Here is a 26,477-nt window from a genome sequence, read left to right on the forward strand (position 1 = left end):
TGAATGTATGCCGCTTGTGTGGGGGATCAGTTCTTTGTGAAGCGAGCGAAGAAGCCACGCTTCTTCGCAGGCTGCGCGGAGACTGGGCCGCCGTAGAGGGCGTCGACCTCGTAGGCGTAGTCGGCCAGCACCTTGCGGCGGCGCAGCTTCATCGACGGTGTGACGTAGCCGTTTTCAACGGTGAAGGTAGCGTCGATGATGCGGAACTTGCGGATCGATTCGGCGCGGGAGACGGCCTTGTTGGCGCGCTCAACGGCCTTCTCTAGGGACTCGCGGACCGCCGGCAGCTCGGCGGCCTCGGTGGGCGAGCACTGCGGCAGGCCGTGCTTGGCCAGCCAGTCGGGCAGCATGTCGGCGTCGAGGGTGAAGAGGGCGCCGACGTAGGGGCGCTGGTCGCCCACCACGATGACGTTGGCGATGAGGGGATGAGTGGCCAGAGAATCCTCGAGGACCTCGGGGGAGACGTTCTTGCCGCCCGCCGTCACGATGAGTTCCTTCTTGCGGCCCGTGATGGTCAGCTGGCCCTTGCGGTCGATCGAACCCAGGTCACCCGTGTGGAACCACTTGCCGTCGGGCATAACCTCGGCGGTCTGCTCGGGCAGGTGGTAGTAGCCGGGCATGACGGACTGGCCACGCACGAGGATTTCGCCGTCCTTGGCGATCTTGATGAAGTTACCGGGCAGGGGCAGGCCAACGCCGCCGACGGGGTTCTTGCCGATGTGCTGGACAGCGATCGGGCCGGTCGTCTCGCTCAGGCCGTAGCCCTGGATCAGCGTGATGCCCATGCCCGCGTAGAAGTGGGCGAGATCGGTGGCCAGAGGGGCGCCGCCGGAGACGATGTAGCGCAGGTTAGGGCCGAGGATCGAGCGGATCTTCTTCAAGACGAGCGCGTCGGCGATGCCGTGGCGGATTTTCTTGAAGGGACCTGGGCCAAACGTCTTCTCCGAAGCGAGAGAATAGGCGTGGGCCTGCTTGGCGCTCCACGCGAACATGCGCCCCTTGATGCCGCCGCCCGCCTTGGAGGAGGCCGCGTTGTAAACCTTCTCCAGGACGCGCGGCACGACGAGGAGCACGGAGGGCTTGAAAGCCTTGATATCTGGCAGCAGGTTCTTGATGTTGGGGGAGAAACCGAGCACGCCTTGACCGGAGAGGATGACGTGCATGACAAGGCGGGCGAGCACGTGTGCGACGGGCAGGAAGAGCAGGAGCCGGGTCTCGGGAGAGTCGATGACATCGCCGAGCACCTGGCGCGCACCTTCACTGGTCGCAATGAAGTTCGCGTGGGTGAGAGCCACGCCCTTGGGGTTCCCGGTCGTGCCGGACGTGTAGATAATGGTCGCGATGTCGGAGGAGGACACGGCGGCACGGCGCTTCTCGACGTCCTTGATGGTCACGTCGGTTGCGGCGCGCGCGATCTTACGAATGGCTCCCTGATCGAAGGAGTCGACGGCGAGGGTGAACGAGGGGCGGACCGAGCGCACGAGCTCGGCTTGCTGGGTGGTGGCCGTGAAGACGCGGGTCACGTGGGCGTCGGTGAGGATGTGCTCGATCTGGGACGCGGAGTCGGACTCATAGATCGGCACGGTGATCGCGCCGATCGTGAGGAGGGCGAGATCGAGGAGGAGCCATTCGTACGAGGTCGGGGCCAGGATTGCGACCGCGTGACCTGACTTGACGCCGAGGCCAATGAGGCCGCAGGCGGTGTATTCGACCTGGCGCTGGAGCTCGCCTGCAGTGAGGGAACGCGTGGCACCGACGGAGGAGCGCTGCTCAACGACGACCTGATTCGGGAACTTGATGGCCCGATTGGCCAGCATGTCGGGGATGATGTCGTGTTCTCCGACCTTGTAGGCCGGTTTAATCGTGTAGGAGCCGTCGCGCATGCGCTTCATCGTGTCCTCCGGATGTCGGTTCAAAGACTGAACAATAGGTCTAGAGGTGAGTCTATCGGGTAACGAGCGGCCCCTGCGCCAAAAATGGGGCAGGGGCCGCTCAAGTGACGATTAGATCACAGGTCGTAGTACATCTGGTACTCGTAGGGGTGCACGTAGGCGCGCATCGGGGCGACCTCGTTGGTCTCCTTGTAGTCCAGCCAGGTGTCGATGAGATCCTGGGTGAAGACGTCGCCCTCGGTGAGGAACTCGTGGTCCTCGCGCAGTGCGTCCAGGGCGGCCTCGAGCGAGCTGGGTAGCTTAGCAATGTCCTGGTACTCGGCCGGGGGTAGCTCGTAGAGGTCCTTGTCGATGGGAGCTGCCGGCTCGATGCGGCGCTTGATGCCGTCGATACCCGCCATGAGGCAGGCGGAGAAGGCCAGGTAGGGGTTCGCGCTCGGATCCGGCACGCGGTACTCCACGCGCTTGGCCTTTGGGGACGTGCCCGTCACGGGGATACGGATGCATGCGGAGCGGTTGCGCGCCGAGTACACGAGGTTGATCGGGGCCTCGAAGCCGGGCACCAGGCGGCGGAAAGAATTCACCGACGGGTTCGTGAAGGCAAGCAGCGCGGGGGCGTGCTCCAGCAGGCCACCGATGAACCAGCGGGCTGTGTCGGACAGGGAGCCGTAGCCACGCTCGTCGTAGAAGAGGGGTTCGCCGTTCTTCCACAGGGACATGTGCGTGTGCATGCCCGAGCCGTTGTCGCCGAACAGGGGCTTAGGCATGAAGGTCGCGGAATGACCGAACTCGAGGGCCGCGTTCTTGATGACGTACTTGAACTTCATCATGTCGTCGGCCGCGGTCTGCAGAGTCGCGAAACGGTAGTTGATCTCCTGCTGACCGCCCGAGCCGACCTCATGGTGGGCGCGCTCGATCGTCAGGCCGACCTGCTCGAGGAGGCGGCTCATCTCGTCGCGCACGTCCGCGTACTTGTCGGCGGGGGAGACGGGGAAATAGCCGCCCTTGATGGGCACCTTGTAGCCCATGTTGCCGCCCTCTTCTGCGCGACCGGTGTTCCAGTAGGCCTCGGGGGAGTCGACGGAGAAGAACGTGTTGTGCGGGGTGACCTGGTAGCGCACGTCATCGAAGAGGTAGAACTCGGCCTCGGCACCGATGAAGCACTCGTCCGCGATGCCGGTCGAGCGCAGGTAGGCTTCGGCCTTGGCGGCCACCTGGCGCGGATCGCGCGAGAAAGGCTCGTCGGTGAAGGGGTCGACGATCGAGAAGTTGACGACCAGGGTCTTACGATCACGGAACGGGTCGACGAAGGCGGAGGAGATGTCCGGGATGAGCTTCATGTCGGACTCGTGGATGGCGGTGAATCCGCGCACCGAGGAGCCGTCGAACATGAGTCCGTCCGACAAAGCGGCGTCCAGGAATTCGCTCACGGGGATCGTAAAGTGCTGCTGAACACCGGGGACGTCACAGAAGCGCACGTCGACGAGTTCAATGTTCTGCTCGGAGATAAAGTCTGCGACCTCTTGGGTGGAGGTGAACATGAACGTCCTTCTTTGTGGGAGAGATGTACTCAATGGTCAAGAACCGGTCAATTCGTAACCAAGCTCAGTATATGCCTACGGGTGGCGCGCGCGTGCCTTAGTTTCATCATTCAAAGGTTTCATGACATAGAGCACGCCCAACGTGGGTGCCGGGCACTCCCAGCCCCGGCCTCGTACCCTGGGATCGTGGCAGATCCTTCGACGTACAGGCCCCGCACGGGGGACATTCCGACCTCGCCGGGCGTCTACCGATTCTCAGATCCGCAGGGCCGCGTCATCTACGTCGGCAAGGCCAAAAACCTGCGTAATCGCCTCACTAACTACTTCCAGGACCTGGCGAATCTGCACCCGCGCACCCAGCAAATGGTGACGACCGCGAGCGCCGTTCAGTGGACCGTCGTGCGTTCCGAGGTGGAGGCCCTGACGCTGGAGTTCACGTGGATTAAGGAATTCAATCCGCGCTTCAATGTCATGTTTAAGGACGACAAGTCCTACCCGTACCTGGCGGTGTCGATGGGGGAGTGTTTCCCCCGCGTGCAGGTGACCCGCGAGCGTAAGCGGGCGGGCTCGCGGTATTTCGGTCCGTACACGCAAGTGTGGGCGATTCGCGAGACGATCGATCAGCTCCTGCGCGTCTTCCCGATGCGCTCGTGTTCGGCGGGTGTGTTTCAGCGCGCGAAGGCGCAGGGACGGCCCTGTCTGCTCGGCTATATCGACAAGTGCGCGGCCCCGTGCGTGGGTCGCGTGTCGATGGAGGAGCATCGCGCGCTTGCCGAGGGACTGTGTCAGTTCATGGAGGGGCGCACCGGGCCCGTGATTCGCGACCTGGAGGCGCAGATGCGCCAGGCCTCGGCGGAGCTGAATTTCGAGCGTGCGGCGAAGCTGCGTGACGATGTCCTGGCGTTGCGCACGGTGCTGGAGCGTAACGCTGTGGTGCTCGATGACGGGGCGGACGCGGATGCGTTCGCGCTCGTCAGCGACGACCTCGACGCTGCCGTTCATGTTTTTCATGTGCGCGGCGGGCGCATTCGAGGAACGCGCGGCTGGGTCATCGAGCGCGTCGACGGCGCAGACGACGCTGCCCTCATGTCGCGCCTCCTCGAGCAGGTGTATTCGTCTGCGTCACCGGACGAGGCCGGGGCTGGGAAAGGCATGAAGGTGGCGGCCGTGAGCGTGGACGACGTTGCGCACACTCCCACCTCGGCGATTCCACGCGAAGTGCTGGTCTCTGTCGCGCCCGAGGATCAGGAGACGATTGCGAGCTGGCTGGGGCAGACGCGCGGTGCGTCCGTGTCTGTGCACGTGCCCAAGCGCGGTCCGAAGGCTCAACTCATGGAGACGGTCACGGAGAACGCCCGGCAAGCCCTCGCCCTGCATCGCACGAAGCGTGCGGGTGACATTACGGCGCGCTCGAAGGCGCTGGAGCAGCTCGCGGAGAACCTTGACCTGCCCAGCGCGCCCCTGCGCATCGAATGCTACGACGTCTCGCACACGGGCGGAGAAAACCAGGTCGCCTCGATGGTCGTCTTCGAGGATGGTATGCCACGTAAGGACGCCTATCGCACCTACAACATCCGCGGCGAGGACGGCAACGGAACCCCCGACGATACGAGCGCGATGAACGAGGTCCTCACCCGCCGCTTCTCTCGCCTCCTCGCTGAGGAAGCCGGTGTTGATGGGGAAGATGAGGATGGCGTCGCCTACGCCTCTGGCCTGATCGATGCGACGACGGGACGCCCCAAACGCTTCTCCTACCGACCTGACTTGGTCGTTGTGGACGGCGGCCTGCCTCAGGTTAACGCCGCGCGAGCCGCCCTGGACGCGGTGGGCGCGGACGTGCCCGTCGTCGGCCTGGCCAAGCGCCTGGAAGAGGTATGGATCCCAGGCGATGAGTTCCCGCTCATTCTGCCGCGCACCTCGGAGGCTCTCTACCTCCTGCAGTACCTGCGCGACGAGTCACACCGCTTTGCGATCACGAAGCATCGCAAGCGCCGCTCGAAGGCGCAGCGTCGCTCGGTCCTCGATTCCATCCCAGGGCTTGGACCCGCACGTCAGGCCGCACTGCTCAAGCATTTCGGCTCTGTCAAGCGGATCCGGGAGGCTTCCGTCGAACAGATTGCCGAGGTCAAGGGCGTGGGACCCACCCTCGCGGCTACGATCCGCGATAGGCTAGTCACATCGTCGAGGGAGGACACACCATGACACTGACGCTTCCCCTGCCGTTGCCGGCGCGCGTGCTGCTGCTGGGTTCTGGCGAACTCGGCAAGGAGGTGACGATCGCCCTGCAACGCTACGGGTGCACCGTCATCGCGTGTGACTCCTACGGCAATGCCCCCGCGATGCAGGTCGCGGACCAGTCACGCGTCTTCGACATGAGTGATCCGGCTGCCCTGAGCGCCGTTCTAGACGAGAGTGACGTCGACCTCATTGTCCCCGAGGTGGAGGCCATTGCCACTGACTGCTTGAGCGCCTCGGAGGAACGCGGTGTGCGCGTCGTCCCCAACGCCTTTGCCGTCCAGGCCACGATGGACCGCCAGCGCATCCGCACCCTTGCCGCGTCCCTGCCCGGCGTGCGCACCTCGGCTTTCCGCTTCGCGCACAGCGCAGCTGAGCTGGCCGCCGCACTCGACGAGATCGGCTACCCAGCTTTCGTCAAGCCAACGATGTCCTCCTCCGGGCATGGCCAGTCCCGCGTGACCGGCCCCGAGCAGGCCACATCCGCATGGACTCACGCCGAGCAGGACGCGCGTGCGACTACGGGTGTCGTCATCGTCGAGGAAGGCATCGACTTCGACTACGAGATCACCCTGCTGACCGTGCGCTCCTGGGATGCCGCAACGGGCACGGTCACGACGAGCTTCTGTGCGCCTATCGGGCACCGCCAGGAAGGTGGCGACTACGTCGAATCCTGGCAGCCCATGGCCATGAGCGGGTCCGCCCTGGAACGCGCCCGCACAATGGCCAAGGCCGTCACCGATGCGCTCGCACAGGCCGGTAACGGCCCCTGCCTGGGACTCTTCGGCGTCGAATTCTTCGTGCGTGGCGACGACGTGTGGTTCTCCGAACTCTCTCCGCGTCCCCACGACACGGGCATGGTCACCATGGCGACGCAGGCACAGTCCGAATTTGAATTGCACGCGCGCGCGATCCTCGGCCTGCCCACCTCCACCGCACTGGCCTCTCCGGGTGCTTCCGCTGTCATCAAGTCCACCCGCGCGATTGACACCCCTGCCTACCGCGGTGTCGCCACAGCCTTGGCTACCGCCGACATCGTTCGTATCTTCGGCAAGCCGATCAGCCGTTCTGGCCGCCGCGTTGGCGTCGTCGCGGCCACCGCCACGACGCCCAAGGAATCGCGTGTCATCGCCCGCCGTGCAGCGGCGGCCATCACCATTGACGACGCACAGAACCCCAGCTAATCAGACATCCCCACGCACTCACCGCACTCCCAAGGAGGACATCATGACCGACCACGCACCAGGCGGCGCGCCCCGACTGACCGACGCCACGGCCTCGTCCACGAGGGAGGAGAACCCGCGCACCTTCCCCGAGGGCATCCCCGTGCGTGACGCCGCCCGTACGCGCTTCGAACCCCGCGCATCCAACGAAGTCCTCATCATCACCGGCTACTCGGGTGCCGGACGAACCGGTGCCGCCCGTGCCCTGGAAGACCTCGACTGGTACGTCGTCGACAACCTGCCCCCGACGATGCTTCCCGCGCTGGTCGGCATGATGTCGAACGACCCCGCAGCCGGCGTGCACCGCCTGGCCGTCGGTGTCGACGTGCGCTCGCGTACCTTCTTCCGCACCCTGGACGCCACTCTCGAACAGCTCAAGGGCGCGGGCATTGCCTACCGCGTCATCTTCCTTGAGGCCAGTCCCGAAACCCTCGTGCGCCGCTACGAATCCAATCGACGCCCCCATCCCCTCCAGGGTGCCGGCACCCTCATGGATGGCATCAAGGCCGAAATGCGCCTCCTCGCGCCCCTGCGCCGCGCAGCCGACGAGGTCATTGACACCTCCGACATGAGCGTCCACGATCTCACGCGACGCATCCGCGACATCGTGGCGGGGGAGCAACGCCCCCTCCAAGTCACCGTCGAATCCTTCGGATTCAAGCACGGCCTGCCCCTCGACGCCGATCACGTCGTCGACGTGCGCTTCCTGAAGAACCCCTACTGGGTTGATGAACTGCGTCATCTCACCGGAAAAGACCAGGCCGTAGCCGACTACGTCCTCTCCCAGCCCGGCGCACGCGATTTCGCTCTGGGCTATGCGGATCTTTTGGCCCCCATGCTCGCTGGCTATCTGGCAGAATTGAAGCCATTCGTCACGATTGCCATCGGATGCACGGGCGGAAAGCACCGCTCCGTTGCCTGCTCCGAGGCCATCGCCAAGCGCCTGCGCGAGCACGGACATTCGGTGCGCGTCATGCACCGCGACATTGGGAGAGAGTAATGCCCTATCTTGATGCAGCTGGCTGGGTTCAACGAGGAGAATCCGGCCAGTCCATCGTCGCCCTCGGTGGCGGACACGGCCTGTCCGCCACCCTGAGGGCCCTCCGACATATCACCCGCGCCCTGACGGCTGTCGTTACCGTCGCCGACGACGGCGGCAGTTCCGGTCGCCTCCGCCAGGAAATGACGATCCTGCCCCCGGGCGACCTGCGCATGGCCCTGGCCTCCCTCTGTGAAGAATCCGAATGGGGACTCACCTGGCGCGACGTCATGCAGCTGCGCCTGGACACGACCGGTCCCCTCAATGGACACGCGCTCGGTAATCTGATCATCTCTGGACTCTGGCAGCTCCTCGACGACCCGGTTGAAGGACTCGACTGGGTGGGGCGTCTGCTCGGCGCGCAAGGTCGTGTCCTGCCCATGGCGACCACCCCCATCGACATTGAAGCCGACATGAATGACGACGGACGCTGCTACGTCGTTTCCGGCCAGTGCAAGGTTGCCATCGCGCCGGGTACCGTTGAGCATGTGCGTATCACCCCCGAGGCTCCCGAGGTTCCCGCCGCCGTCATCGACGCCATCTCCGAGGCCGACTGGGTCGTCTTGGGTCCCGGCTCCTGGTACACCTCCGTCATCCCGCATCTGCTTGTCCCCGAGATTAACCGAGCTCTGGCCACGACCGACGCGCACCGCGCGCTCGTGCTCAATCTCGCCCGCCAGCGCGGCGAAACCGACACCATGTCCACAGCAGACCACGTGCGTGTTCTGCGCGAATACGCGCCCGCCCTCAAACTCGACGTCATCGTCGCCGACCCCACCGCCTGTGATGACATTGACGACCTGATCGTTGCCGCCGAGGAGTTGGGTGCCCGCGTGCTCCTGCGCCAGGTACGCACCGGTGACGGTGCCCCGCACCACGACCCCCTGCGCCTCGCCGCAGCGCTGCGTGATGCGTTCGACGGCTTCCTCGGTGAGGTCGGCCAAGCCGAAACGTGGTTACCTTAGAAGCTGTTGCCCGCTGACAAACGACATCACATCGCTGGGAGAATCAGTGTCCCTGACATCAGACATGAAGGACGAGCTCGCGCGCGCCATCATCACAACCCCTTCCGAGGTAGCCGCCGAAGTGAGCGCGACGCTGCGTTTCGCCGGGGGACTCCACCTCGTGGGTGGGCGTATCCTCGTCGAGGCTGAGCTCGACTCACCCGTGGCCGCCCGTCGCCTTCGGGGCTACCTGCAGGCCCTCTATAACGCTGAGTCCTCCGTCGTCGTTGTTTCCGGTTCCTCCCTGCGCCGGGGCAAGCGTTACGTCGTGCGCGTCGTCCACAAGGCAGACGAGCTTGCACGCATGACCGGCCTGGTCGACTCCATGCGCCGACCCGTGCGCGGGCTTCCCCCCGTCCTCGTCGCGTCGGGCACAGCCGAAGCCTCAGCCATCTGGCGTGGTGCATTCCTTGCTCGCGGCTCCCTCATGGAACCCGGACGCTCCTCTTCCCTCGAAATCACGTGCCCGGGTCCAGAGGTTGCCCTTGCGATGGTCGGCTGCGCGCGCAAGCTCGGGGCAGCTGCTCGCTCGAAGGAAGTACGCGGTACTGATCGCGTGTCCGTCCGCGATTCGGACGCAATTGGCACCCTGATTTCCGCAATGGGGGCACCACAGACCTTTGAGGCCTGGCAGGAGCGCCGCGAACGTCGCGAGGCTCGAGGCAGTGCCAATCGATTGGCCAACTTCGACGACGCGAACCTGCGCCGCTCCGCCCGAGCTGCCGTCGCCGCCGGTGCTCGCGTCGAGCGCGCCTTCGAGATTCTTGGGGATGACGTGCCCGCTCACCTGCTCGAGGCGGGAACCCTGCGCCTCCAGTACAAGCAGGCCTCCCTCGAGGAGCTTGGCAAGCACACGAATCCGCCGCTTACCAAGGATGCTGTCGCCGGGCGAATCCGCCGCCTCCTGGCCCTCGCCGACAAGGTCGCACACGAACGAGGTATTCCCGATACAGAATCCGCGCTCACCCTCGACATGCTCGAAGAAGACTAAAGATTTCGCCTCTGTTACGTTCGTCCCAGTTCAAACGAGAATTACCCCACGTGCGAATTTCTAAATTGGGGTGTGACAGAGTCCGCTTTCGGGTGTAAATTAGGAAGTGCTGGAACCGCAGAAACCTGCGGGCCGGGCTGGCAACCCGCACGCCCGGTTGCATCGAAAACCGTGCCCTGTGAGGGGCACGAGCAGGAGGAACCATAGTGACCACCCGCGTTGGCATCAACGGCTTCGGCCGCATCGGCCGTAACTTCTTCCGCGCCGCCCTCGAGCAGGGCGCGGACATCGAGATCGTCGCCGTGAACGACCTGACCGACAACAAGACCCTCGCTCACCTGCTGAAGTACGACTCGATCACGGGCCGCTTCCAGGGTGAGGTCTCCTACGACGACGAGGGTATCGTCGTTGACGGCAAGCACATCAAGGTGCTCGCTCAGCGTAACCCCGCCGACCTGCCTTGGGGCGAGCTCGGTGTTGAGGTTGTCGTTGAGTCCACCGGCTTCTTCACCGACGGTGAGAAGGCCAAGGCTCACATCGAGGCTGGTGCCAAGAAGGTCGTCATCTCCGCTCCCGCGAAGAACGTCGACGGCACCTTCGTCATGGGCGTGAACGAGGCCGACTACGACAACGCCACGATGAACATCGTGTCGAACGCCTCCTGCACGACCAACTGCCTCGCCCCCCTCGCCAAGGTTCTCGAGGAGAACTTCGGCATCGAGCGCGGCATCATGACGACCATCCACTCCTACACGGGTGACCAGCGCGTCCTCGACGCCCCCCACAAGGATCTGCGTCGCGCCCGCGCCGCGGCCCTGAACATGATCCCCACCAAGACCGGTGCTGCTCAGGCCGTCGCCCTGGTTCTGCCCGCTCTTGCCGGCAAGTTCGATGGCCTCGCCGTCCGCGTTCCCACCCCGACCGGCTCCCTGACCGACCTCACCTTCATCGCGAAGAAGGAGGTCTCCGTCGAGGCCGTTAAGGCTGCCGTCAAGGCCGCCGCCGAGGGTGAGCTCAAGGGTGTTCTGAAGTACACCGAGGATCCGATCGTCTCCTCCGACATCGTGGGCGACCCGCACACCTCGATCTTCGACGCCACCGAGACCAAGGTCATCGGCAACCTCGTCAAGGTCCTGTCCTGGTACGACAACGAGTGGGGCTACTCGAACGCTCTCGTTCGCCTCACCGCCCTCGTCGGTTCCAAGCTCGCCTGAGAGCACTGACGATACAGCCATGAGCTGACAGTGAGATGCCCGTGCACGCACGTGCACGGGCATCTCGCACACCACCTTCGTTTTCTTTCCACCGAAAGGATTCCCCCATGAGGACCATTTCCTCCCTGGGCGACCTGCGCGGCAAGCGCGTCCTGGTCCGTTCCGATTTCAATGTTCCGCTCAAGGACGGCGTCATCACTGACGATGGCCGCATCCGCGCGGCGCTGCCGACCCTCAAGACGCTGACCGATGCCGGTGCCAAGGTCGTCATCCTGGCCCACCTCGGCCGCCCCAAGGGCAAGGTCGACCCCGCATTCTCGCTGGCCCCCGTCGCCAAGCGCCTCGCCGAGCTCTCCGGCGTGAAGGTCACCCTGGCCACCGACGTCGTCGGCGAGTCCGCCGCTGCGACCGTTGCAGCCCTCGGTGAGGGCGAGATCGCCCTGCTCGAGAACGTCCGCTACGACGCCCGCGAGACCTCCAAGGTCGACGAGGAGCGCGAAGAACTGGCCCGTGAGTACGCCAAGCTCGGTGACGCCTTCGTTTCCGACGGCTTTGGTGTCGTCCACCGCAAGCAGGCCTCCGTCTACGACATTGCCAAGCTGCTGCCCTCGGCCGCTGGCCTGCTCGTTCTCAAGGAGATCGAGTCCCTGTCCAAGGTGACTGGCGACCCCGAGCGCCCCTACGGCGTTGTTCTCGGCGGTTCCAAGGTCTCCGACAAGCTGGGCGTCATCGCCAACCTGCTGAAGAAGGCTGACATGCTCTTCATCGGCGGCGGCATGGCCTTCACCTTCCTGGCCGCACAGGGCTACTCGGTTGGTAAGTCCCTGCTCGAGTCCGATCAGATCGACACCGTCAAGGGCTACATTGCTGAGGCCGCTGAGCGCGGCGTCGACCTGGTTCTGCCCGTCGACGTTGTTGTAGCCCCCGAGTTCTCGGCTGATGCGCCCGCGACCGTCGTCAAGGTCGACGCCATTCCCGACGATCAGATGGGTCTTGACATCGGTCCCGAGTCCCAGAAGCTTTTCGCCGACAAGCTGGCCACTGCCAAGACCGTCGCGTGGAACGGCCCCATGGGCGTCTTTGAATTCGAGGCATTCTCCGGCGGCACCCGCGCCGTCGCGGAGGCCCTGTCCAAGGGTTCCATGTTCTCCGTCATCGGTGGCGGCGACTCCGCCGCTGCCGTGCGCCTGCTCGGCTTCGACGAGAACACTTTCTCCCACATTTCCACTGGTGGTGGTGCCTCCCTCGAGCTCCTCGAGGGCAAGGTTCTGCCCGGTATCGCAGTTCTGGAGGACTGACTCATGGCACGTACCCCCCTCATGGCCGGCAACTGGAAGATGAACCTCGATCACCTCGAGGCCAACCATCTCGTTCAGGGCTTGGCAATGGCACTGTCCGATGCAGGACATGACTACTCCAAGTGCGAGGTCCTGGTCATCCCGCCGTTCACCGACATCCGCACCGTCCAGACCATCGTTGATGCCGACGAACTCAGTATCAAGTATGGTGCGCAGGACGTGTCGATCCACGACAACGGTGCCTACACTGGCGAAATCTCCACTGAGATGCTCAGCAAGCTCGGTGTCACCTATGTTGTCATGGGCCACTCGGAGCGTCGCGAGTACCACAATGAGTCCGACGAGCTCGTCGGTGCGAAGGCTCGCAAGGTCTTTGACGCGGGCATGACCCCGATCCTGTGCTGCGGCGAGGCCCTCGAGGTCCGCAAGGCTGGCACCTACGTTGAGTTTGTGCTCGGCCAGATCCGTGCCGCCCTCGCCGGCTGGAAGGCCGAAGAGGTCGCCAAGATCGTCATCGCCTACGAGCCTATCTGGGCCATCGGCACCGGCGAGACCGCCTCCGCCGAGGACGCCCAGGAAGTGTGCGGTGCTATCCGCGCCGCCCTGGCCGAGGACTTTGGTGCCGAGACCGCTGAAGCGACCCGCATTCTGTACGGCGGCTCCGCTAAGCCCGGCAACATCAAGGAGCTCATGGCTCAGCCCGACGTTGACGGTGGTCTCGTCGGCGGCGCATCCCTCAAGGCCGATTCCTTCGCCGCCATGGCGAACTTCTACGCCTGAGAGAAGCTAACGCTCCTAGCCATCCTCACCACGTGAGGCGGATCTAACGGGAGCGAGGTGGGGTCAACCGGTGTGCCGGTTGGCCCCACCGTCATTCTCCGTTATACTTATGATGTATGTGCCTCAAATTGGGGCGTGACCGCGATAGAAATTGGACCCACAGTGACCATTCTGAACAACGTGCTGATCGTGCTGATTTTCCTGACCAGCATCCTGCTGACCCTGACCATCCTGATGCATAAGGGGCAGGGTGGCGGTCTGTCGGATATGTTCGGTGGCGGCATCTCCTCGTCGGCCGGCTCCTCCGGTGTCGCTGAGCGCAACCTGAACCGCATCACCATGGGGACGCTGTTCATTTGGCTGGTGTGCATCGTCGGCTACGCGCTGCTGGCGAAGTACGGTCGTTGATCGATCAATGATCGATATCGTTTCCTGGCTCCCCACCATCGCGTGGGGAGCCAGTTTCATTTGTTCTTAACGCCGCGAGCCGCGTCAGTTCCCGAACGCGTTTTCTTCTTCCTTTTCTGCTCGTCTATTCTCGGTGCGGCATCCGCCCAACTCGATGTATGGCAGAGGCGGGGTCACAGTGACCCCGCCTCCTTGTGTGTCTGCAGATCCCCTATGGGAGAGCGATCTGCGAAGCTGCCGCCTCGTCCAGATAGACGCGCGTCGTGGGGGAGAGGACGCCCGCGACGGGCAGGTCGAGGGGTGATGCCCCCGCGAAAGCCGCGCCGAGGGCCGAGGCCTTGGCCGCCCCGGTGGTTGTCAGCCACACCTCGGGGCAGGCTTGTATGACCGGCATGGAGACGGAGATGCGCTCGGGCGGAGGCTTGGGGGAGTTGCGAATCGCCAGGATGGGGCTGGTCTCGCCGGGGTCGATCCGACCCGGGAAGAGTGAGCAGATGTGCCCGTCGGGACCCATGCCGATGAGCGCGATGTCGAAGGAACGCTGCCCCATCACATCGGCCCACGTGGCAGCGAAGGCAGCACAGGCCTCGTCGAGGGATCCGCCGCCCGGAGCCCAACTATCGGAGGTTGGCATGCGCATGAACTCCACGCCTGTGGCCGCGTGGAAGAAGCCCTCCCACGCTTGGTCGTCGTTACGGTCCTCGTCTCCCGCGGGCACGTAGCGCTCGTCAACCATCCACACGCGCACGCGCGACCAATCGATCTCGCCGACGCGGGGGAGCAACGACGGAAGCAGCGAGGTCGTTACCGCGCCACCGGAGAGAGCAAGGTTGATCCGTGCGGGTGCCTCCGCCTCGTCGATGAGCATGCGCAGGCGCGCGAGGAAAGCCTCACCGACCGACTCGTTCAATGCGTCGACTGTCGGACGGACCTCGAGCGTGTGAACGCTGAGCATGTCAGCCCTCCGCCCTGCACTCTGCGAGGCGGGGCAGCTCCGTTGTGAGCAGCTCGCCGTAGTAGACGTCGGGATCGAGGCGGCGCAAGTCTTCCATGAGAGAGTCCTGCACGGAGCGGCGCGCCAGGTTCACGTTGCGATCCTCGAGGCCCGGGCGCGAGAGGCGTGCAACCGAGGAGGTGGCGCTACGTGAGAGGGACACGGTCGTGTCGTCGTCGAAGAAGAAGGTGATGTCCGTGATCGTGTACGCCGAGGCGTCGACGACGCGCTCGACGGGCACGCCCAGCTGGTGATGGAGCCACGCGGCCACCAGGAAAGGGGAGGGGTGCGTCGCGTTGCCGGCCACGCGGATCGACGTCGGAAGGCGGTCGAAGTCTTCGGCGACGGCTGCGAGCAGCGCGCGCCACAGAGTGACGCCCGCCCACGCCAGGTCCGTGTCGCCGGGAGTGTAGACGGCTGACAGGGCCGAGAGCGTTTCCATCGGGCACAGCGTTGCACGCGAATCCGTGATGCGCTTGATGGCCAGGCGACCCAACGGGTGCTCGCCCGGATTCTTCGGTGGGGTCACCGGCCAGTAGGTAACGACTGGCGTATCCGATTGGAGCAGCGGCATGACGAGGGAATCGATGTTCGACGCTGCCTCGCCGCGCGGCTCCAGGATGATGATGTCCGACAGGCCCGCCGCATCTCCGACGCGGATCTGGGCGTTCAGGCGCGCGTCACCTGAACTTGAGTCGGGCTCCACGATGACGATGACGCGGCACGGGTGCTCGCGCGAGACTGCGTCCGAAATTTCGATCGCATTGTCGACGTCAATCAGGTCGGGTACGCAGATGAGGAGTGTGAGGACGCGGCTGAGGGCCGCAGCGCCACGTTCGTCGCGCAGCTCCACGATGCGCGACGCCACCTCGGCGGATGTGGTGTTTTTCAGGGTGATGATCATGGGAGCCTCCAGAAACGGCCATCTCGGGCCAGCATGTCGTGCGCGGACTGGGGACCCCACGTGCCCGGCGCGTAGGGTTCGGGCTGGCCCTGGGTCTCCCAGAAGGACAGGATCGGGTCGAGGATCTTCCACGAGGCTTCGACCTCGCGCTGATGCGGGAACAGGGGAGCGGACCCGACGAGCGCGTCGAGGATGAGACGCTCGTAGGCCTCGGGTGAGTCCTCGGTGAACGCATGGCCGTAGGCAAAGTCCATCGTGACGTCGCGCACCTGCATCGAGGTGCCCGGGACCTTCGCGCCAAGCTTGAGGGTCAGACCCTCATCCGGTTGGACGCGGATGACGAGCGCGTTCTGAGCAGACTCGCTGAGGGCCGAGTTGCCGAAGGGCACGTGGGCGGAGCGCTTAAAGATGACGGCGATCTCGGTGACGCGCTTACCGAGGCGCTTGCCGGCGCGCAGGTAGAAGGGAACGCCCGCCCAGCGGCGCGTGTCCACGAAGAGCTTGATCGCGGCGAAGGTATCGGTCGTCGAGTCGGCGGGGATGCCGTCCTCCTCGAGGTAACCGCGCACCTGGGCACCGCCTTGCCAGCCGCTCGCGTACTGGCCTCGCGCGGTGTCGATGGCCAGGTCCTCGGGCAGGCGAACAGCTGAGAGGACCTTTTCCTTCTCCGCGCGGATTTCCTCAGGAGTGAAGTGGACGGGTTCTTCCATGGCGGTCAGCGCCATGAGTTGGAGCAGGTGGTTTTGGATGATGTCGCGGGCAGCGCCGATGCCGTCGTAGTAGCCGGCGCGCGTGCCGATACCGATGTCTTCAGCCATCGTAATCTGCACGGAATCGACGTAGTTGGCCTTCCACAGCGGCTCGAACATGGCGTTCGCGAAGCGCATCGCCATGATGTTCTGGACGGTTTCCTTGCCCAGGTAGTGGTCGATACGGAAGACGTCCTGCTCGTCGAAGATCTGCGAGATGACGTCGGAGAGTTCGCGCGCCGACTCAAGATTGTGCCCGAATGGCTTCTCGATGATGACGCGTCGCCACTCGCGGCCCTGGCGCTTGTTGAGGCCTGTGTCGGACAGATGCTTGGCGACGACGGGGAAGTAGGACGGCGGGATCGACAGGTAGAAGGCGTGGTTACCGCCGGTGCCACGTACGCTGTCGAGTTCGGCGACGGTGTCGGCCAGACGGCGGTAGGCCTCGGGGTCGTCGAAGGTACCGGACACGAAGCGCAAGCCTGAGCGCAGCTGGTTCCACGTCCCCTCGTTGAAACCGGTGCGGGTGTGAGCTTCAATGGAGGCGCGCACGTATTCCTCGAAGTCCTGCGGACTCCAGTCGCGCCGTGCGAAGCCGGTCAGTGAGAAAGCGGGGTGGAGCAGACCGCGGTTGGCGAGGTCGTAGATGGCGGGCAGGAGCTTTTTGCGTGCGAGGTCACCGGTGATGCCGAAGATGACGAGGCCGCAGGGTGGTGAAATGCGCGGAAGCCTGCGGTCTTGGGGATCGCGCAGGGTGGGAATCTCGTTGCTCACGAGGTAACGCTCCGTTCGCTGGGAATTGGGACGAGGCCGTGGCTCCTTCCGGAATCTCGCGCGGTGTGCGCGGGAGCCGGGGCGACCCACTACGTCTACGAGAATAGGGCTGCTGGCGCGCGAGTGCGCGCCAGCAGCCCTTGGTCAGATCAGGTGACTAAAAAGTCACGACCGTGCGGCCTCGATGGATTCCTTCGCGGCAGCGGTCACGTGCTCGGCGTCGATGCCGTACTCCTTGAAGAGGAGTTCGCCGGGAGCCGAGGCACCGAAGTGCTCGATGGACACCGCGCGACCAGCGTCGCCGATCCAGCGGTACCAGGGCAGGGCCAGGCCGGCCTCGACGGAGACACGGGCGCGCACCGACGGGGGCAGGACTGCGTCGCGGTATTCGCGATCCTGGGCCTCGAACCAGTCGAGGCAGGGGACCGACACGACGCGGGCAGCCACACCCTCGGCGGCCAGGGCTTCGCGTGCCTCAAGAGCGACGGACACCTCGGATCCCGACGCCATGAGGATCACGTCGGGCGTGCCCTCGGTGTCGGCCAGGACGTAGGCGCCGCGCGCCAGGTCCTCGGTGGTGGCCAGACCGGTGCCTTCACCACGAGCGGGGTTAGGCAGGTTCTGGCGCGACAGGATAATGGCGGCGGGGTGGGACTGCTCGAGGATCGCCTTCCAGGAGGCTGCCGTCTCAGCCGCGTCCGCGGGGCGCACGACAGCGAGGTTCGGGATCGCGCGGTAGGAAGCCAGGTGCTCGATCGGCTGGTGGGTCGGGCCGTCCTCGCCCACGCCGATAGAGTCGTGTGTCCACACGTAGGTGACCGGAAGGTCCATGAGGGCGGCCAGGCGCACGGCACCGCGCATGAAGTCGGAGAACACGAAGAAGGTACCGCCATAGGGGCGGGTCAGGCCGTCAGCGGCGATGCCGTTCAGGGCTGCGCCCATCGCGAACTCGCGCACTCCGAAGTGCAGGTTGCGACCGAACTTGTTGCCGGAGAAAGCCGACGAGGACCGGTGCGCGGGGAGGAAGGAAGGCTCTCCCTTCATGAAGGTGTTGTTCGAACCGGCGAGGTCGGCAGAGCCGCCCCATAGCTCGGGCAGCACCGGAGCGATGGCGTTGAGCACCTGGCCGGAGGCGGCGCGGGTCGCCAGCGCCTTGCCTTCTTCGAAGGTGGGCAGCGAGGCTTCCCAGCCTTCGGGCAGGCGGCCGGCGGAGAGACGATCAAGCAGTGCGGCACCCTCGGGGTTGGCTGCCTTCCAGGCATCGAAGCGAGCGTCCCAGTCCTTGCGGTACTGTGCGGCGCGGGCGGTGGCGCGGGCGCGGACCTCGTCCACGAGGGCAGCGTCGACGTCGAACATCTTCTCGGGGTCCGCACCCAGGGCGGCCTTGAGGCCCGACAGGGCTTCGCCGCCGAGCTTCGAACCGTGAATGCCGCCGGTGTTCTGCTTACCGGGGGTGGGCCAGCCAATGATGGTGCGCAGTGCGATGAGCGAGGGCTTCGTGGTCTCGGCCTTGGCGGCCTCAAGAGCCTCATTCAGAGCGGCGGTGTTCTCCTCGTAGGAGCCGTCCTCACCGAGCCAGTCGACGCGTTGAACGTGCCAGCCGTAAGCCTCGTAGCGGGCCAGGACGTCCTCGTTGAAAGCAATGGAGGTGTCGTCTTCGATAGAGATGTGGTTGTCGTCCCAGATGACGGTGAGGTTGCCGAGTTCCTGGGTGCCAGCCAGCGAGGAGGCTTCGGCGGACAGACCTTCTTCGAAGCAACCGTCGCCGGCGATGACGTAGACGTTGTGGTCGAAGACGGACTCGCCGAGCGGGGTCTCGGGGTCAAGCAGGCCATGGACGCGGCGGGCATTCATGGCGAAGCCGACGGCGGAGGCGATGCCCGTGCCGAGCGGACCGGTCGTGATCTCAACGCCCTTGGTGTGGCCGTATTCGGGGTGGCCCGGTGTCAGGGATCCGGCGGTGCGCAGCTTCTTGATGTCGTCGAGCTCGAGGCCGAAGCCTGTCAGGTAGAGCTGGACGTACTGGGTCAGTGACGAGTGGCCAGCGGAGAGGATGAAACGGTCACGGCCGATCCATTGAGGATCGGCCGGATCGACGTTCATGACCTTGTTGTAGAGGAGGTACGCGGCGGGTGCGAGCGAGATGGCGGAACCGGGGTGTCCGGATCCGGCTTGCTCAACGGCGTCTGCCGCGAGGAGCTTTGCGGTCTTCACAGCTGCATCGTCAATATTGTCCCATTGAAGTGTCACGTCGGCCTCCAGCCGTATATAGGCCCCAACATCGGGGAAAGGAAATGGTTACCGGGTCACATATTAGCGAAAATGTGCGAACGCGCATAGGGATTGCGCACATTTGTTGGAATCTCGCTTACTCTGTCGCTATGACCTCCCTCGAAGCAGCCGTGAACGAGTGGGTGGACTATCTTCGCGTCGAGAAAGGCGCGTCTGCTCACACTGTTTCCAACTACCGCCGCGATGCGTTGCGTTATGCCCGCGACCTGGGTGAACGCGGCGTGGTCAGTCTCGCTGACGTGAATGCGCGTGACATCGAGGATTACACGATGAGGCTCGCGTCTGGGGAGGTGACCGGAAGTCCCGCAGCGGCCTCGTCGGTCGCCCGTGCCTCGGCAGCGATCCGAGGCCTGCACAAATATGCGCTTACGGAAGGCCTCGTAGGGGTCGATCCAGCAGCCCAGTTGCGTGCGCCGCGCCAAGGGCGTCACCTGCCTAAGGCCTTGACGGTTGACGAGGTTGGCCGCCTCCTTGACGTTGCCCACGCGGACGACTCACCCATCGGCCTGCGCGACTGTGCGCTGCTGGAGCTGCTCTATGCGACGGGCGCGCGTGTGTCAGAAGCCGTGAGCCTGAGCGCGGACGACCTCGACCTCGACGGGGATGTGCCCGTCGTCCGCTTGTTCGGCAAAGGCCGCAAGGAACGGATCGTGCCCGTTGGTTCTTTCGCGGTCGAGGCCGTGGAAGCTTACCGGGTACGTGCTCGTCCCGCCCTGGCTGCGCGAGGCCGGGGGGCCACCGCGTTCTTCCTCAACTCCCGGGGCGGCCCGCTCTCGCGCCAGAGCGCGTGGACCGCTATCCGGCGAGCAGCCGAGGCTGCGCAGCTGGGGGAGAAAATCTCCCCCCACACGATGCGTCATTCATTTGCCACCCATCTCCTCGAAGGTGGCGCGAGCGTGCGCGAGGTGCAGGAGCTGCTGGGGCATGCCTCGGTGGCAACCACGCAGATATATACGGCGGTGACCGCTGCAGCTCTGCGCGAGGTTTTTACACTCTCGCATCCCCGGGCGCGTGGCACCAACGAGATACCCGACCAATGACCTAGGATGGTGACGTGACCGAGAATTCGCATCCGACGCTGACGAACGATCTGCCCGACGGACAGATCGATTTTCCTGTGCCCGCGCCCCTGATGGGCCACGGACCCGCACGCGTGATCGCGATGTGTAACCAAAAGGGTGGCGTCGGTAAGACGACGACCACGATCAACCTGGGTGCCGCGCTGGCTGAGTACGGTCGCCGCGTGCTGATCGTTGACTTCGATCCGCAAGGTGCCGCATCCGTGGGCCTGGGGATTAATACCCTCGACATGGACCAGACCATCTACACGCTGCTCATGAACCCGAGGGCCGACGTTCACGCGACAATCTGCCAGACGGCCACGGAAAACCTGGATATCCTCCCGGCGAATATCGATTTGTCCGCCGCCGAGGTGCAGCTCGTGAACGAGGTCGCGCGTGAGAGTGCCCTGGCCCGCGTGCTGCGCCACGTGGAGGCGGAGTACGACGTTATCCTCATTGACTGCCAGCCCTCGCTGGGCCTGCTTGCCGTGAACGCGCTGACTGCCGCGCACGGCGTCATCGTGCCTGTGGAGGCCGAGTTCTTCGCGCTGCGCGGCGTGGCCCTGCTGGTCGAGACCATCGAGACGGTGCGTGATCGCATCAACCCGCGTCTAAAGATCGACGGTATTGTCGCGACGATGGTCGACCTGCGCACGTTGCACTCGCGTGAGGTTCTCGAGCGCCTGCAGGAAGCCTTTGGCGATCTCATCTTCGACACACGCATCGGGCGAACGATCAAGTTCCCGGACGCGTCCGTCGCGACGGAACCCATCATCTCCTACGCGCCCAACCACGCGGGAGCGCACGCGTACCGCCGACTAGCGCGTGAAATCATCGCCCGTGGCGACGCCGCCTGACACGATCGAGGTTCAGGGGGAGTTCGAGCTTTTCGCCGTTTCCCTCCCCGTCTTCGAGGGTCCTTTCGACCTGCTCCTGTCGCTCATTGCGCGTAAGAAGCTCGACATCACCGAGGTGGCGCTCGCCCAGGTGACGGACGAATTCATCGCCTTCATGAAGGCGTCTCCTGACCTGTCTCGTACGACGGAGTTCCTGGTGGTCGCCGCGACTCTCCTCGACATGAAGGCCGCGCACCTGCTGCCTCGTTTTGAGGAAGACGAGCAGGCGAGCGATGCCGACCTGGAGGCCCGAGATCTGCTGTTTTCCCGGCTCCTGCAGTACCGTGCCTTCAAAGAAGCCTCGAAGGACATCGGCGAGCGCATGAGGCACTTCGAGACCTATGTGGCGCGCGACGTCCCCCTGGAGCCGCATTTTGCGACCCTGCTGCCCGAACTCGCGTGGATCACGAGCCCGCAGGACCTCGCACGCCTAGCTGCCGACGCACTTACCGCCTCGGTACCCACCGTCCAGGTTGGGCACCTGCATGACCCGGTTGTACCCGTGCGTGAACAGGCACGCGTCGTGGCGACCGCCCTCGCGGCGGAGGGACAGATGACGTTTCGCGACCTCGTTGCCGACGCTGCGACGCGCGCCGTCGTCGTCTCCCGCTTCCTGGCATTGCTGGAACTCTACCGGCGTGGTGTTGTCGAGTTCGCCCAGGACGAGGCCCTGGGAACCCTCACGATCACGTGGACTGGGACCGATGCGGAGGTCGACATCGACGTGGATGATGACGTCGGTCAGGTGAGCGCGGGCTGTGCCACGGCCTCGTCGGTGGATGAGGAAGCCGCAGCGGAAGGAACCGATACCGATGAGTGAGTACGATCTGCGCGCCCCGATTGAGGCGATCCTGATGGTCATCTCGGAGCCTGTCACTCCCGAGGACCTGGCAGCCGCGCTGGGAACGGAGGTTGCGGACGTTGAGGCAACGCTGCGCGCCCTGGCGCACGAGTACCTGGGGGAAGGCGGTGCCCGAGTCCGCGGCTTCGAGCTGCGCGAAGTGGCGGGCGGCTGGCGCATCTATTCCGCGCGCGCCTACGCCGACGTCGTCGGACGTTTCGTTGTCGGCTCCTCCCACGCGCGGCTCTCGCAAGCCGCACTCGAAACGCTGGCAGTCATTGCCTACCGCCAGCCGATCTCGCGCGCTCGGATCGCCCGTATCCGCGGCGTCAACGTCGATGGCGTCGTGCGCACCCTCCTTGCCCGAGGACTCGTGGAAGAGACAGGTACGACACCGTCCGGGGCGCGCCTATACGGCACGACCGGGGAGTTTCTTGAGAAAATGGGGATGACGAGCCTGTCAGAGCTGGTACCCTTGGCACCTTACTTGCCGAGCGCCGATGCGCTGGATGAATTGGAGGAAGAACTATGAGGGCTAACCCCTACACCGAGGGGGGCGTGCGCCTGCAGAAGGTACTCGCCCAGGCCGGCGTCGCGTCCAGGCGCGCGTCCGAACAGATGATCGCGGATGGCCGCGTGAGCGTCGACGGCACGGTCGTGCGCAGCCAGGGCGTGCGCGTTGACCCCGCAACGCAGGTCATTCACGTCGACGGCGAGCGCCTGATTCTCGACGAGACGAAGCACATTGTGCTGGCCGTCAACAAGCCGATTGGGACCGTCTCTACGATGAGCGACCCGGAGGGACGCCCCTCGATTGCCGATCTGATCGCTGATTACCCCGAGCGCCTCTACCACGTGGGTCGCCTCGACATTGATACGTCCGGTCTGCTGCTGCTCACCAACGACGGCGAGCTGGCGAATCGCCTCACCCACCCCAAGTATGAGATCCGCAAGACCTACGTGGCGCGCCTGCACGGCGACGTGAAGCCCGGCGTCAAGCGTAAGCTCATGAACGGTATCGAGCTGGAGGACGGCCCCATCAAGGTTGACGCCTTCCGCATCGTTGACACCTACGGCGACATCACGACCGTTGAGATCGTCGTGCACGAGGGCCGCAACCGCCTGGTGCGCCGCATGATGGAGGCCGTCGGCTACCCCGTGCGCGAACTCGTGCGCACCGGCTTCGGCCCAATCTCCCTCGATCACCTCAAGCAGGGCACGACTCGTCGCGTCAAAGGCAATGCCTTGACCGCGCTGTACGGGGCCGTCGGCCTGTGAGCGCACCCACGCGCGTCGTCTCCACGGTTGGCCCGGTTCTTATCATTGGTTCGGGCCTCCTGGGTGCATCCCTCGGCCTGGCGTTGCGAGCCGGGGGAGTGCGCGTCTACCTCGAGGACGCGTCGCCGACGTCGCTGCGCCTTGCGTCCGACGTGGGCGCGGGAGTCGCCTTTGGTGACGCTATCGACGAGGCCGGGGTGGCCTACGCGGATGCGGGAACGGATGCGCCCGGTTACGAGGCTCCGCGCATCGTCGTGGTGGCTACGCCTCCTGACGTCGCTGATCGTGTCATCGTAGATTCTCTCCTGCGTTTCCCAGGTGCGATCGTCACGGACGTCGCCTCGGTGAAGGACGCGGTCGTCGCCGACGTGCTCGCGACGCTTGAGGAACGCGGTCTGGAGGACGCGGCGTGCCGGTACGTCGGCTCCCACCCGATGGCTGGCCGCGAGCGCTCCGGTGCTGGTGCAGCTGACGCCGACCTGTTTTACGGACGTCCGTGGGTTATCGTGGCGCACGAGACGACGTGGCCGCGCGCGCTGCTGGCCGCGCGTGCTCTCGCAACGGATGTGGGTGCTGTGCCCCTGGAGATGAACGCGGGGACGCACGACCATGCGGTGGCGCTGGTGTCTCACGTACCTCAGCTCGTGTCCTCAATGCTGGCGGCACGCCTCGTGGATGCTCCAGCGCAGGCACTCGGTCTGGCTGGGCAAGGGTTGCGCGATACGGCGCGCATTGCGGCGTCGGATCCTCGCCTGTGGACGGCGATTCTGGCGGGGAACGCGGGGCCGGTAGCCTCGATTCTGCGTGAGCTACGCGCTGACCTGGACGATCTGCTACACCACTTGGATGCGGCGGCCGAGCTGGGGCCGCTGCGCGGCGGCAGCGTTGGCGCGATCAATCGCGTCATGACGGCCGGAAACCAGGGCGTGGCACGTATCCCCGGCAAGCACGGCGGTGCCCCCTCACGGTACCGTGAGGTCGAGGTGCTCATCCCGGACGAGCCGGGTGCCCTCGGTCGTCTGTTCAGCGAGCTCGGCGAGGCCTCGATTAACATCGAAGACCTGGTCCTTGAGCACTCTGCTGGCGCGCAGGCCGGCGTCGCTCGCGTCATGATTGATCCGGCGGTCGCTGACCGCTGCGCCGCAGGCCTGCAGGAGCGGGGCTGGCGGCTCATCACCCATTAGAACAACCTCGATGAGGAGAATGAACGGATGAACGACACGCTGCGTCAGGACGCGATCTCGCGCGTTGGCATCACCATTGCGATCGATGGCCCTGCGGGTTCGGGTAAGTCCACGGTGTCCAAGGAACTGGCGTCGCGACTGGGCATCGGATATCTCGACACGGGGGCGATGTATCGCGCGCTGACGTGGTACGTGCTGGACCGCGGCATCGACCTCGAGGACACGGACGCGGTCGCCGCAGCTGCCAACGAGATGCTTCTGCGCCTGCAGTCCGATCCCGCCGACCCGCACGTGTGGGTGGGGGAGACCGAGGTGACCGCCGCAATCCGCGAACCTCGCATCGCCCTGGCGATTAAGCACATCTCCACGAACCTGAAGGTACGTGCATGGATGGCCTCAGAGCAGCGTCGTCGCATGATGGAGGCACGTCAGCAAGGCTCTGGCATGATCGCCGAGGGTCGCGACATCACGACCGTCGTGTGTCCGGATGCAGACGTGCGCATCCTGCTGCTGGCTGACCAGGAGGCGCGTCTGCGTCGGCGCACCCTGGAGCTCTACGGTGACGCGACGGAGGAGCACATGGAGATTGTGCGCGCCCAGGTTGAGGGCCGCGACAAGGCCGACTCCGCCGTCTCCGAGTTCATGACCGCCGCGCCCGGCGTCGAAACAGTCGACTCGACCGGCCTGGACATCGCCGGCGTGTGTGAGGCCATTCTGGCCTACGTGGATGAGGATCTGGCCGCTCGCGAAGCCTGAGCGCATAACGTCAGTGAGGGGTCCGAGCGTATCGCTCGGACCCCTCGACATTGTTGTTTGCGGACTGAGGGTCGTTTATGCCGGTGTCGTTCGGCATGCCCTCATCGTGTTTGCATCGGTTGTGGGCGGGCCGGGTGAGGGGCGCACTCTAGCGGTAGGTGGGCGGGTACTGGCCGTAGCCCTGTCCGCCCTGCTGGGGCGGATAGTAGCCCTGCTGGCCGGGAGCGCCCCCATACCCGTAGCCGGTGTTTGGCATCATCGGTGTGCCACCGCCGTTCGGCTGGTAGGGCATCGCTTGTGGTCTGGAAGGAACCCCGCCGTTGTAGGTGGGGGCGACCGCGCCATACTGAGGCCCAGCGGGACCTCCGTAGGCGGGAGGGTTCTGTCGCAGCCGCTCCTGCGCGATCCGGGTACGCTTGCGACGGTTGTATACGTTCCAGACGCACACGCCGATAAAGATAATCACCGAAATCGTCCCGAAGACCGGGTCGCTGCTTCCTCTGCCTCCGTGGTAGCGGAAGCGCCTCGTGGGCGCGAGAACGTTGTGGGACGAGGCCGGGGCTGGGTTCACCGAGACGGCGTCGGTCTGCGGGGCGACTGACGCGACAGCAACGATGGTGCTAGCGGAGGTCGGCGCGGCCTGCACGGGCAGCGTAGGGACAGCGAGTGCCATCGTGCCGATGGCGCATGCTGCGGCGAGTGAGAGAAAGCGACGGGACGTCATGGAGGCGGTTCCTTCCAATGGGGAACAACGGCAAATGGGATCCAGCGACAGTGTAGACCCATGCCTATGGGTACTCACTGTATTCCGACGGACGATACTGGTTCGTACGTGCCGTGTGCAGGATGAGAACACGGAACCATCACGATCCTGTGTCGCGGACCACTTTGCTCGGTTTGCGCTCGATTCGAAAGGTGCGCTATAGTTCTACAGGTCGCTGAGGCGACGAACTAAATACGGGCTGTGGCGCAGCTTGGTAGCGCACTTGACTGGGGGTCAAGGGGTCGTGGGTTCAAATCCCGCCAGCCCGACGATGAAATCGCGAGAACACTGAGTGTTCTCGCGATTTTTGTTGCTCATCCACGTGCGACAACGACGTGGACTCCAACGCGTACCGCATGT

The 26,477-nt window shown here is 64.9% G+C and carries 23 protein-coding genes and 1 tRNA gene; 17 read left to right on the forward strand and 7 right to left on the reverse strand.

Annotated features, from left to right (window positions below; genetic code table 11):
• Nucleotides 1-26: 26 nt before the first annotated feature.
• On the reverse strand, nucleotides 27-1,892 hold the full coding sequence (locus tag O3932_RS07755; RefSeq protein WP_371537513.1) for a long-chain fatty acid--CoA ligase: 1,866 nt from the start codon (nucleotides 1,890-1,892) through the stop codon (nucleotides 27-29).
• Nucleotides 1,893-2,008: 116 nt separating this feature from the next.
• Entirely contained in the window at nucleotides 2,009-3,433 is a 1,425-nt protein-coding gene (gene glnA / locus O3932_RS07760) for a type I glutamate--ammonia ligase (RefSeq protein WP_299240702.1), read from the reverse strand.
• Between the two features lie 186 nt (nucleotides 3,434-3,619).
• Between glnA and uvrC the strand changes: the two genes are divergently transcribed.
• The 9 genes from uvrC (at nucleotide 3,620) to secG (ending at nucleotide 13,625) form a co-directional block, all read left to right on the forward strand.
• Nucleotides 3,620-5,635, forward strand: coding sequence for an excinuclease ABC subunit UvrC (gene uvrC, locus O3932_RS07765; RefSeq protein ID WP_314735742.1), 2,016 nt, complete (start codon nucleotides 3,620-3,622; stop codon nucleotides 5,633-5,635).
• Nucleotides 5,632-6,852 (forward strand): formate-dependent phosphoribosylglycinamide formyltransferase, encoded by a 1,221-nt coding sequence (gene purT / locus O3932_RS07770; RefSeq protein ID WP_009647760.1) that lies wholly within the window; start codon nucleotides 5,632-5,634, stop codon nucleotides 6,850-6,852. Before uvrC ends, purT begins: the two co-directional genes overlap by 4 nt.
• Nucleotides 6,853-6,895: 43 nt before the next feature.
• On the forward strand, nucleotides 6,896-7,891 hold the full coding sequence (rapZ, locus tag O3932_RS07775; protein WP_009647764.1) for an RNase adapter RapZ: 996 nt from the start codon (nucleotides 6,896-6,898) through the stop codon (nucleotides 7,889-7,891).
• A complete protein-coding gene (yvcK, locus tag O3932_RS07780) occupies nucleotides 7,891-8,895 on the forward strand; it encodes a uridine diphosphate-N-acetylglucosamine-binding protein YvcK (RefSeq protein ID WP_009647774.1) in 1,005 nt (334 codons plus the stop codon). The genes rapZ and yvcK overlap by 1 nt, the downstream gene beginning before the upstream one ends.
• Nucleotides 8,896-8,941: 46 nt before the next feature.
• A complete protein-coding gene (gene whiA / locus O3932_RS07785) occupies nucleotides 8,942-9,925 on the forward strand; it encodes a DNA-binding protein WhiA (RefSeq protein ID WP_009647769.1) in 984 nt (327 codons plus the stop codon).
• A gap of 206 nt (nucleotides 9,926-10,131) precedes the next feature.
• Entirely contained in the window at nucleotides 10,132-11,139 is a 1,008-nt protein-coding gene (gene gap, locus O3932_RS07790) for a type I glyceraldehyde-3-phosphate dehydrogenase (protein WP_009647756.1), read from the forward strand.
• Nucleotides 11,140-11,246: 107 nt separating this feature from the next.
• Nucleotides 11,247-12,437 (forward strand): phosphoglycerate kinase, encoded by a 1,191-nt coding sequence (gene pgk / locus O3932_RS07795; RefSeq protein WP_009647761.1) that lies wholly within the window; start codon nucleotides 11,247-11,249, stop codon nucleotides 12,435-12,437.
• A 3-nt stretch (nucleotides 12,438-12,440) separates the two neighbouring features.
• On the forward strand, nucleotides 12,441-13,217 hold the full coding sequence (gene tpiA, locus O3932_RS07800) for a triose-phosphate isomerase (RefSeq protein ID WP_009647772.1): 777 nt from the start codon (nucleotides 12,441-12,443) through the stop codon (nucleotides 13,215-13,217).
• 162 nt (nucleotides 13,218-13,379) lie between these two features.
• Nucleotides 13,380-13,625: a preprotein translocase subunit SecG gene (secG, locus tag O3932_RS07805; protein WP_009647776.1), complete on the forward strand. Its 246-nt coding sequence runs from the start codon at nucleotides 13,380-13,382 to the stop codon at nucleotides 13,623-13,625.
• Between the two features lie 211 nt (nucleotides 13,626-13,836).
• On the opposite strand, the gene pgl is transcribed toward secG, so the two are convergent.
• The 4 genes from pgl to tkt all read right to left on the reverse strand — a co-directional run bounded on the left by pgl (nucleotide 13,837) and on the right by tkt (nucleotide 19,296).
• Nucleotides 13,837-14,580: a 6-phosphogluconolactonase gene (gene pgl, locus O3932_RS07810; protein ID WP_009647780.1), complete on the reverse strand. Its 744-nt coding sequence runs from the start codon at nucleotides 14,578-14,580 to the stop codon at nucleotides 13,837-13,839.
• Between the two features lies 1 nt (nucleotide 14,581).
• Nucleotides 14,582-15,523: a glucose-6-phosphate dehydrogenase assembly protein OpcA gene (locus O3932_RS07815; protein WP_009647775.1), complete on the reverse strand. Its 942-nt coding sequence runs from the start codon at nucleotides 15,521-15,523 to the stop codon at nucleotides 14,582-14,584.
• Nucleotides 15,520-17,046 carry a glucose-6-phosphate dehydrogenase gene (zwf, locus tag O3932_RS07820; protein WP_009647757.1) on the reverse strand — a complete coding sequence of 509 codons (1,527 nt, stop codon included), beginning with the start codon at nucleotides 17,044-17,046 and terminating at the stop codon, nucleotides 15,520-15,522. The genes O3932_RS07815 and zwf overlap by 4 nt, the downstream gene beginning before the upstream one ends.
• A gap of 165 nt (nucleotides 17,047-17,211) precedes the next feature.
• Nucleotides 17,212-19,296, reverse strand: coding sequence for a transketolase (tkt, locus tag O3932_RS07825; RefSeq protein WP_371537520.1), 2,085 nt, complete (start codon nucleotides 19,294-19,296; stop codon nucleotides 17,212-17,214).
• A gap of 131 nt (nucleotides 19,297-19,427) precedes the next feature.
• On the opposite strand from tkt, the gene O3932_RS07830 reads away from it, so the two are divergent.
• Genes O3932_RS07830 through cmk form a run of 7 tightly spaced genes read left to right on the forward strand, consistent with a single transcriptional unit; the run spans nucleotide 19,428 to nucleotide 25,354 of the window.
• Nucleotides 19,428-20,378, forward strand: a complete 951-nt coding sequence (locus tag O3932_RS07830; RefSeq protein WP_009648974.1) for a site-specific tyrosine recombinase XerD — start codon at nucleotides 19,428-19,430, stop codon at nucleotides 20,376-20,378.
• A 14-nt stretch (nucleotides 20,379-20,392) separates the two neighbouring features.
• Nucleotides 20,393-21,256, forward strand: coding sequence for a ParA family protein (locus tag O3932_RS07835; protein WP_009648963.1), 864 nt, complete (start codon nucleotides 20,393-20,395; stop codon nucleotides 21,254-21,256).
• Nucleotides 21,240-22,115, forward strand: a complete 876-nt coding sequence (locus tag O3932_RS07840) for a ScpA family protein (RefSeq protein ID WP_009648961.1) — start codon at nucleotides 21,240-21,242, stop codon at nucleotides 22,113-22,115. The genes O3932_RS07835 and O3932_RS07840 overlap by 17 nt, the downstream gene beginning before the upstream one ends.
• The gene (scpB, locus tag O3932_RS07845; protein ID WP_009648973.1) at nucleotides 22,108-22,668 is read left to right on the forward strand and encodes an SMC-Scp complex subunit ScpB; all 561 of its coding nucleotides are present in this window, start codon (nucleotides 22,108-22,110) and stop codon (nucleotides 22,666-22,668) included. The genes O3932_RS07840 and scpB overlap by 8 nt, the downstream gene beginning before the upstream one ends.
• Nucleotides 22,665-23,414, forward strand: coding sequence for a pseudouridine synthase (locus O3932_RS07850; RefSeq protein ID WP_009648962.1), 750 nt, complete (start codon nucleotides 22,665-22,667; stop codon nucleotides 23,412-23,414). The genes scpB and O3932_RS07850 overlap by 4 nt, the downstream gene beginning before the upstream one ends.
• Nucleotides 23,411-24,598, forward strand: a complete 1,188-nt coding sequence (locus O3932_RS07855) for a prephenate dehydrogenase (RefSeq protein WP_009648972.1) — start codon at nucleotides 23,411-23,413, stop codon at nucleotides 24,596-24,598. The genes O3932_RS07850 and O3932_RS07855 overlap by 4 nt, the downstream gene beginning before the upstream one ends.
• A gap of 27 nt (nucleotides 24,599-24,625) precedes the next feature.
• Entirely contained in the window at nucleotides 24,626-25,354 is a 729-nt protein-coding gene (cmk, locus tag O3932_RS07860; RefSeq protein ID WP_009648966.1) for a (d)CMP kinase, read from the forward strand.
• 148 nt (nucleotides 25,355-25,502) lie between these two features.
• On the opposite strand, the gene O3932_RS07865 is transcribed toward cmk, so the two are convergent.
• Nucleotides 25,503-26,078: a hypothetical protein gene (locus tag O3932_RS07865; RefSeq protein ID WP_009648965.1), complete on the reverse strand. Its 576-nt coding sequence runs from the start codon at nucleotides 26,076-26,078 to the stop codon at nucleotides 25,503-25,505.
• 234 nt (nucleotides 26,079-26,312) lie between these two features.
• On the opposite strand from O3932_RS07865, the gene O3932_RS07870 reads away from it, so the two are divergent.
• Nucleotides 26,313-26,386, forward strand: a tRNA-Pro gene (locus tag O3932_RS07870).
• The last annotated feature ends 91 nt before the right edge of the window (nucleotides 26,387-26,477 follow it).

This window comes from Pauljensenia sp. 20925_1_25 (genome assembly GCF_041433955.1).
Classification (GTDB): domain Bacteria; phylum Actinomycetota; class Actinomycetes; order Actinomycetales; family Actinomycetaceae; genus Pauljensenia.

Coding starts and splice junctions, on each gene's coding strand:
- O3932_RS07755 (WP_371537513.1), bottom strand. CDS start 1,892: ATGAAGCGCATGCGCGACGGCTCCTACACGATTAAACCGGCCTACAAG.
- glnA (WP_299240702.1), bottom strand. CDS start 3,433: ATGTTCACCTCCACCCAAGAGGTCGCAGACTTTATCTCCGAGCAGAAC.
- purT (WP_009647760.1), top strand. CDS start 5,632: ATGACACTGACGCTTCCCCTGCCGTTGCCGGCGCGCGTGCTGCTGCTG.
- rapZ (WP_009647764.1), top strand. CDS start 6,896: ATGACCGACCACGCACCAGGCGGCGCGCCCCGACTGACCGACGCCACG.
- yvcK (WP_009647774.1), top strand. CDS start 7,891: ATGCCCTATCTTGATGCAGCTGGCTGGGTTCAACGAGGAGAATCCGGC.
- pgk (WP_009647761.1), top strand. CDS start 11,247: ATGAGGACCATTTCCTCCCTGGGCGACCTGCGCGGCAAGCGCGTCCTG.
- tpiA (WP_009647772.1), top strand. CDS start 12,441: ATGGCACGTACCCCCCTCATGGCCGGCAACTGGAAGATGAACCTCGAT.
- pgl (WP_009647780.1), bottom strand. CDS start 14,580: ATGCTCAGCGTTCACACGCTCGAGGTCCGTCCGACAGTCGACGCATTG.
- O3932_RS07815 (WP_009647775.1), bottom strand. CDS start 15,523: ATGATCATCACCCTGAAAAACACCACATCCGCCGAGGTGGCGTCGCGC.
- O3932_RS07830 (WP_009648974.1), top strand. CDS start 19,428: ATGACCTCCCTCGAAGCAGCCGTGAACGAGTGGGTGGACTATCTTCGC.
- scpB (WP_009648973.1), top strand. CDS start 22,108: ATGAGTGAGTACGATCTGCGCGCCCCGATTGAGGCGATCCTGATGGTC.
- O3932_RS07850 (WP_009648962.1), top strand. CDS start 22,665: ATGAGGGCTAACCCCTACACCGAGGGGGGCGTGCGCCTGCAGAAGGTA.
- cmk (WP_009648966.1), top strand. CDS start 24,626: ATGAACGACACGCTGCGTCAGGACGCGATCTCGCGCGTTGGCATCACC.
- O3932_RS07865 (WP_009648965.1), bottom strand. CDS start 26,078: ATGACGTCCCGTCGCTTTCTCTCACTCGCCGCAGCATGCGCCATCGGC.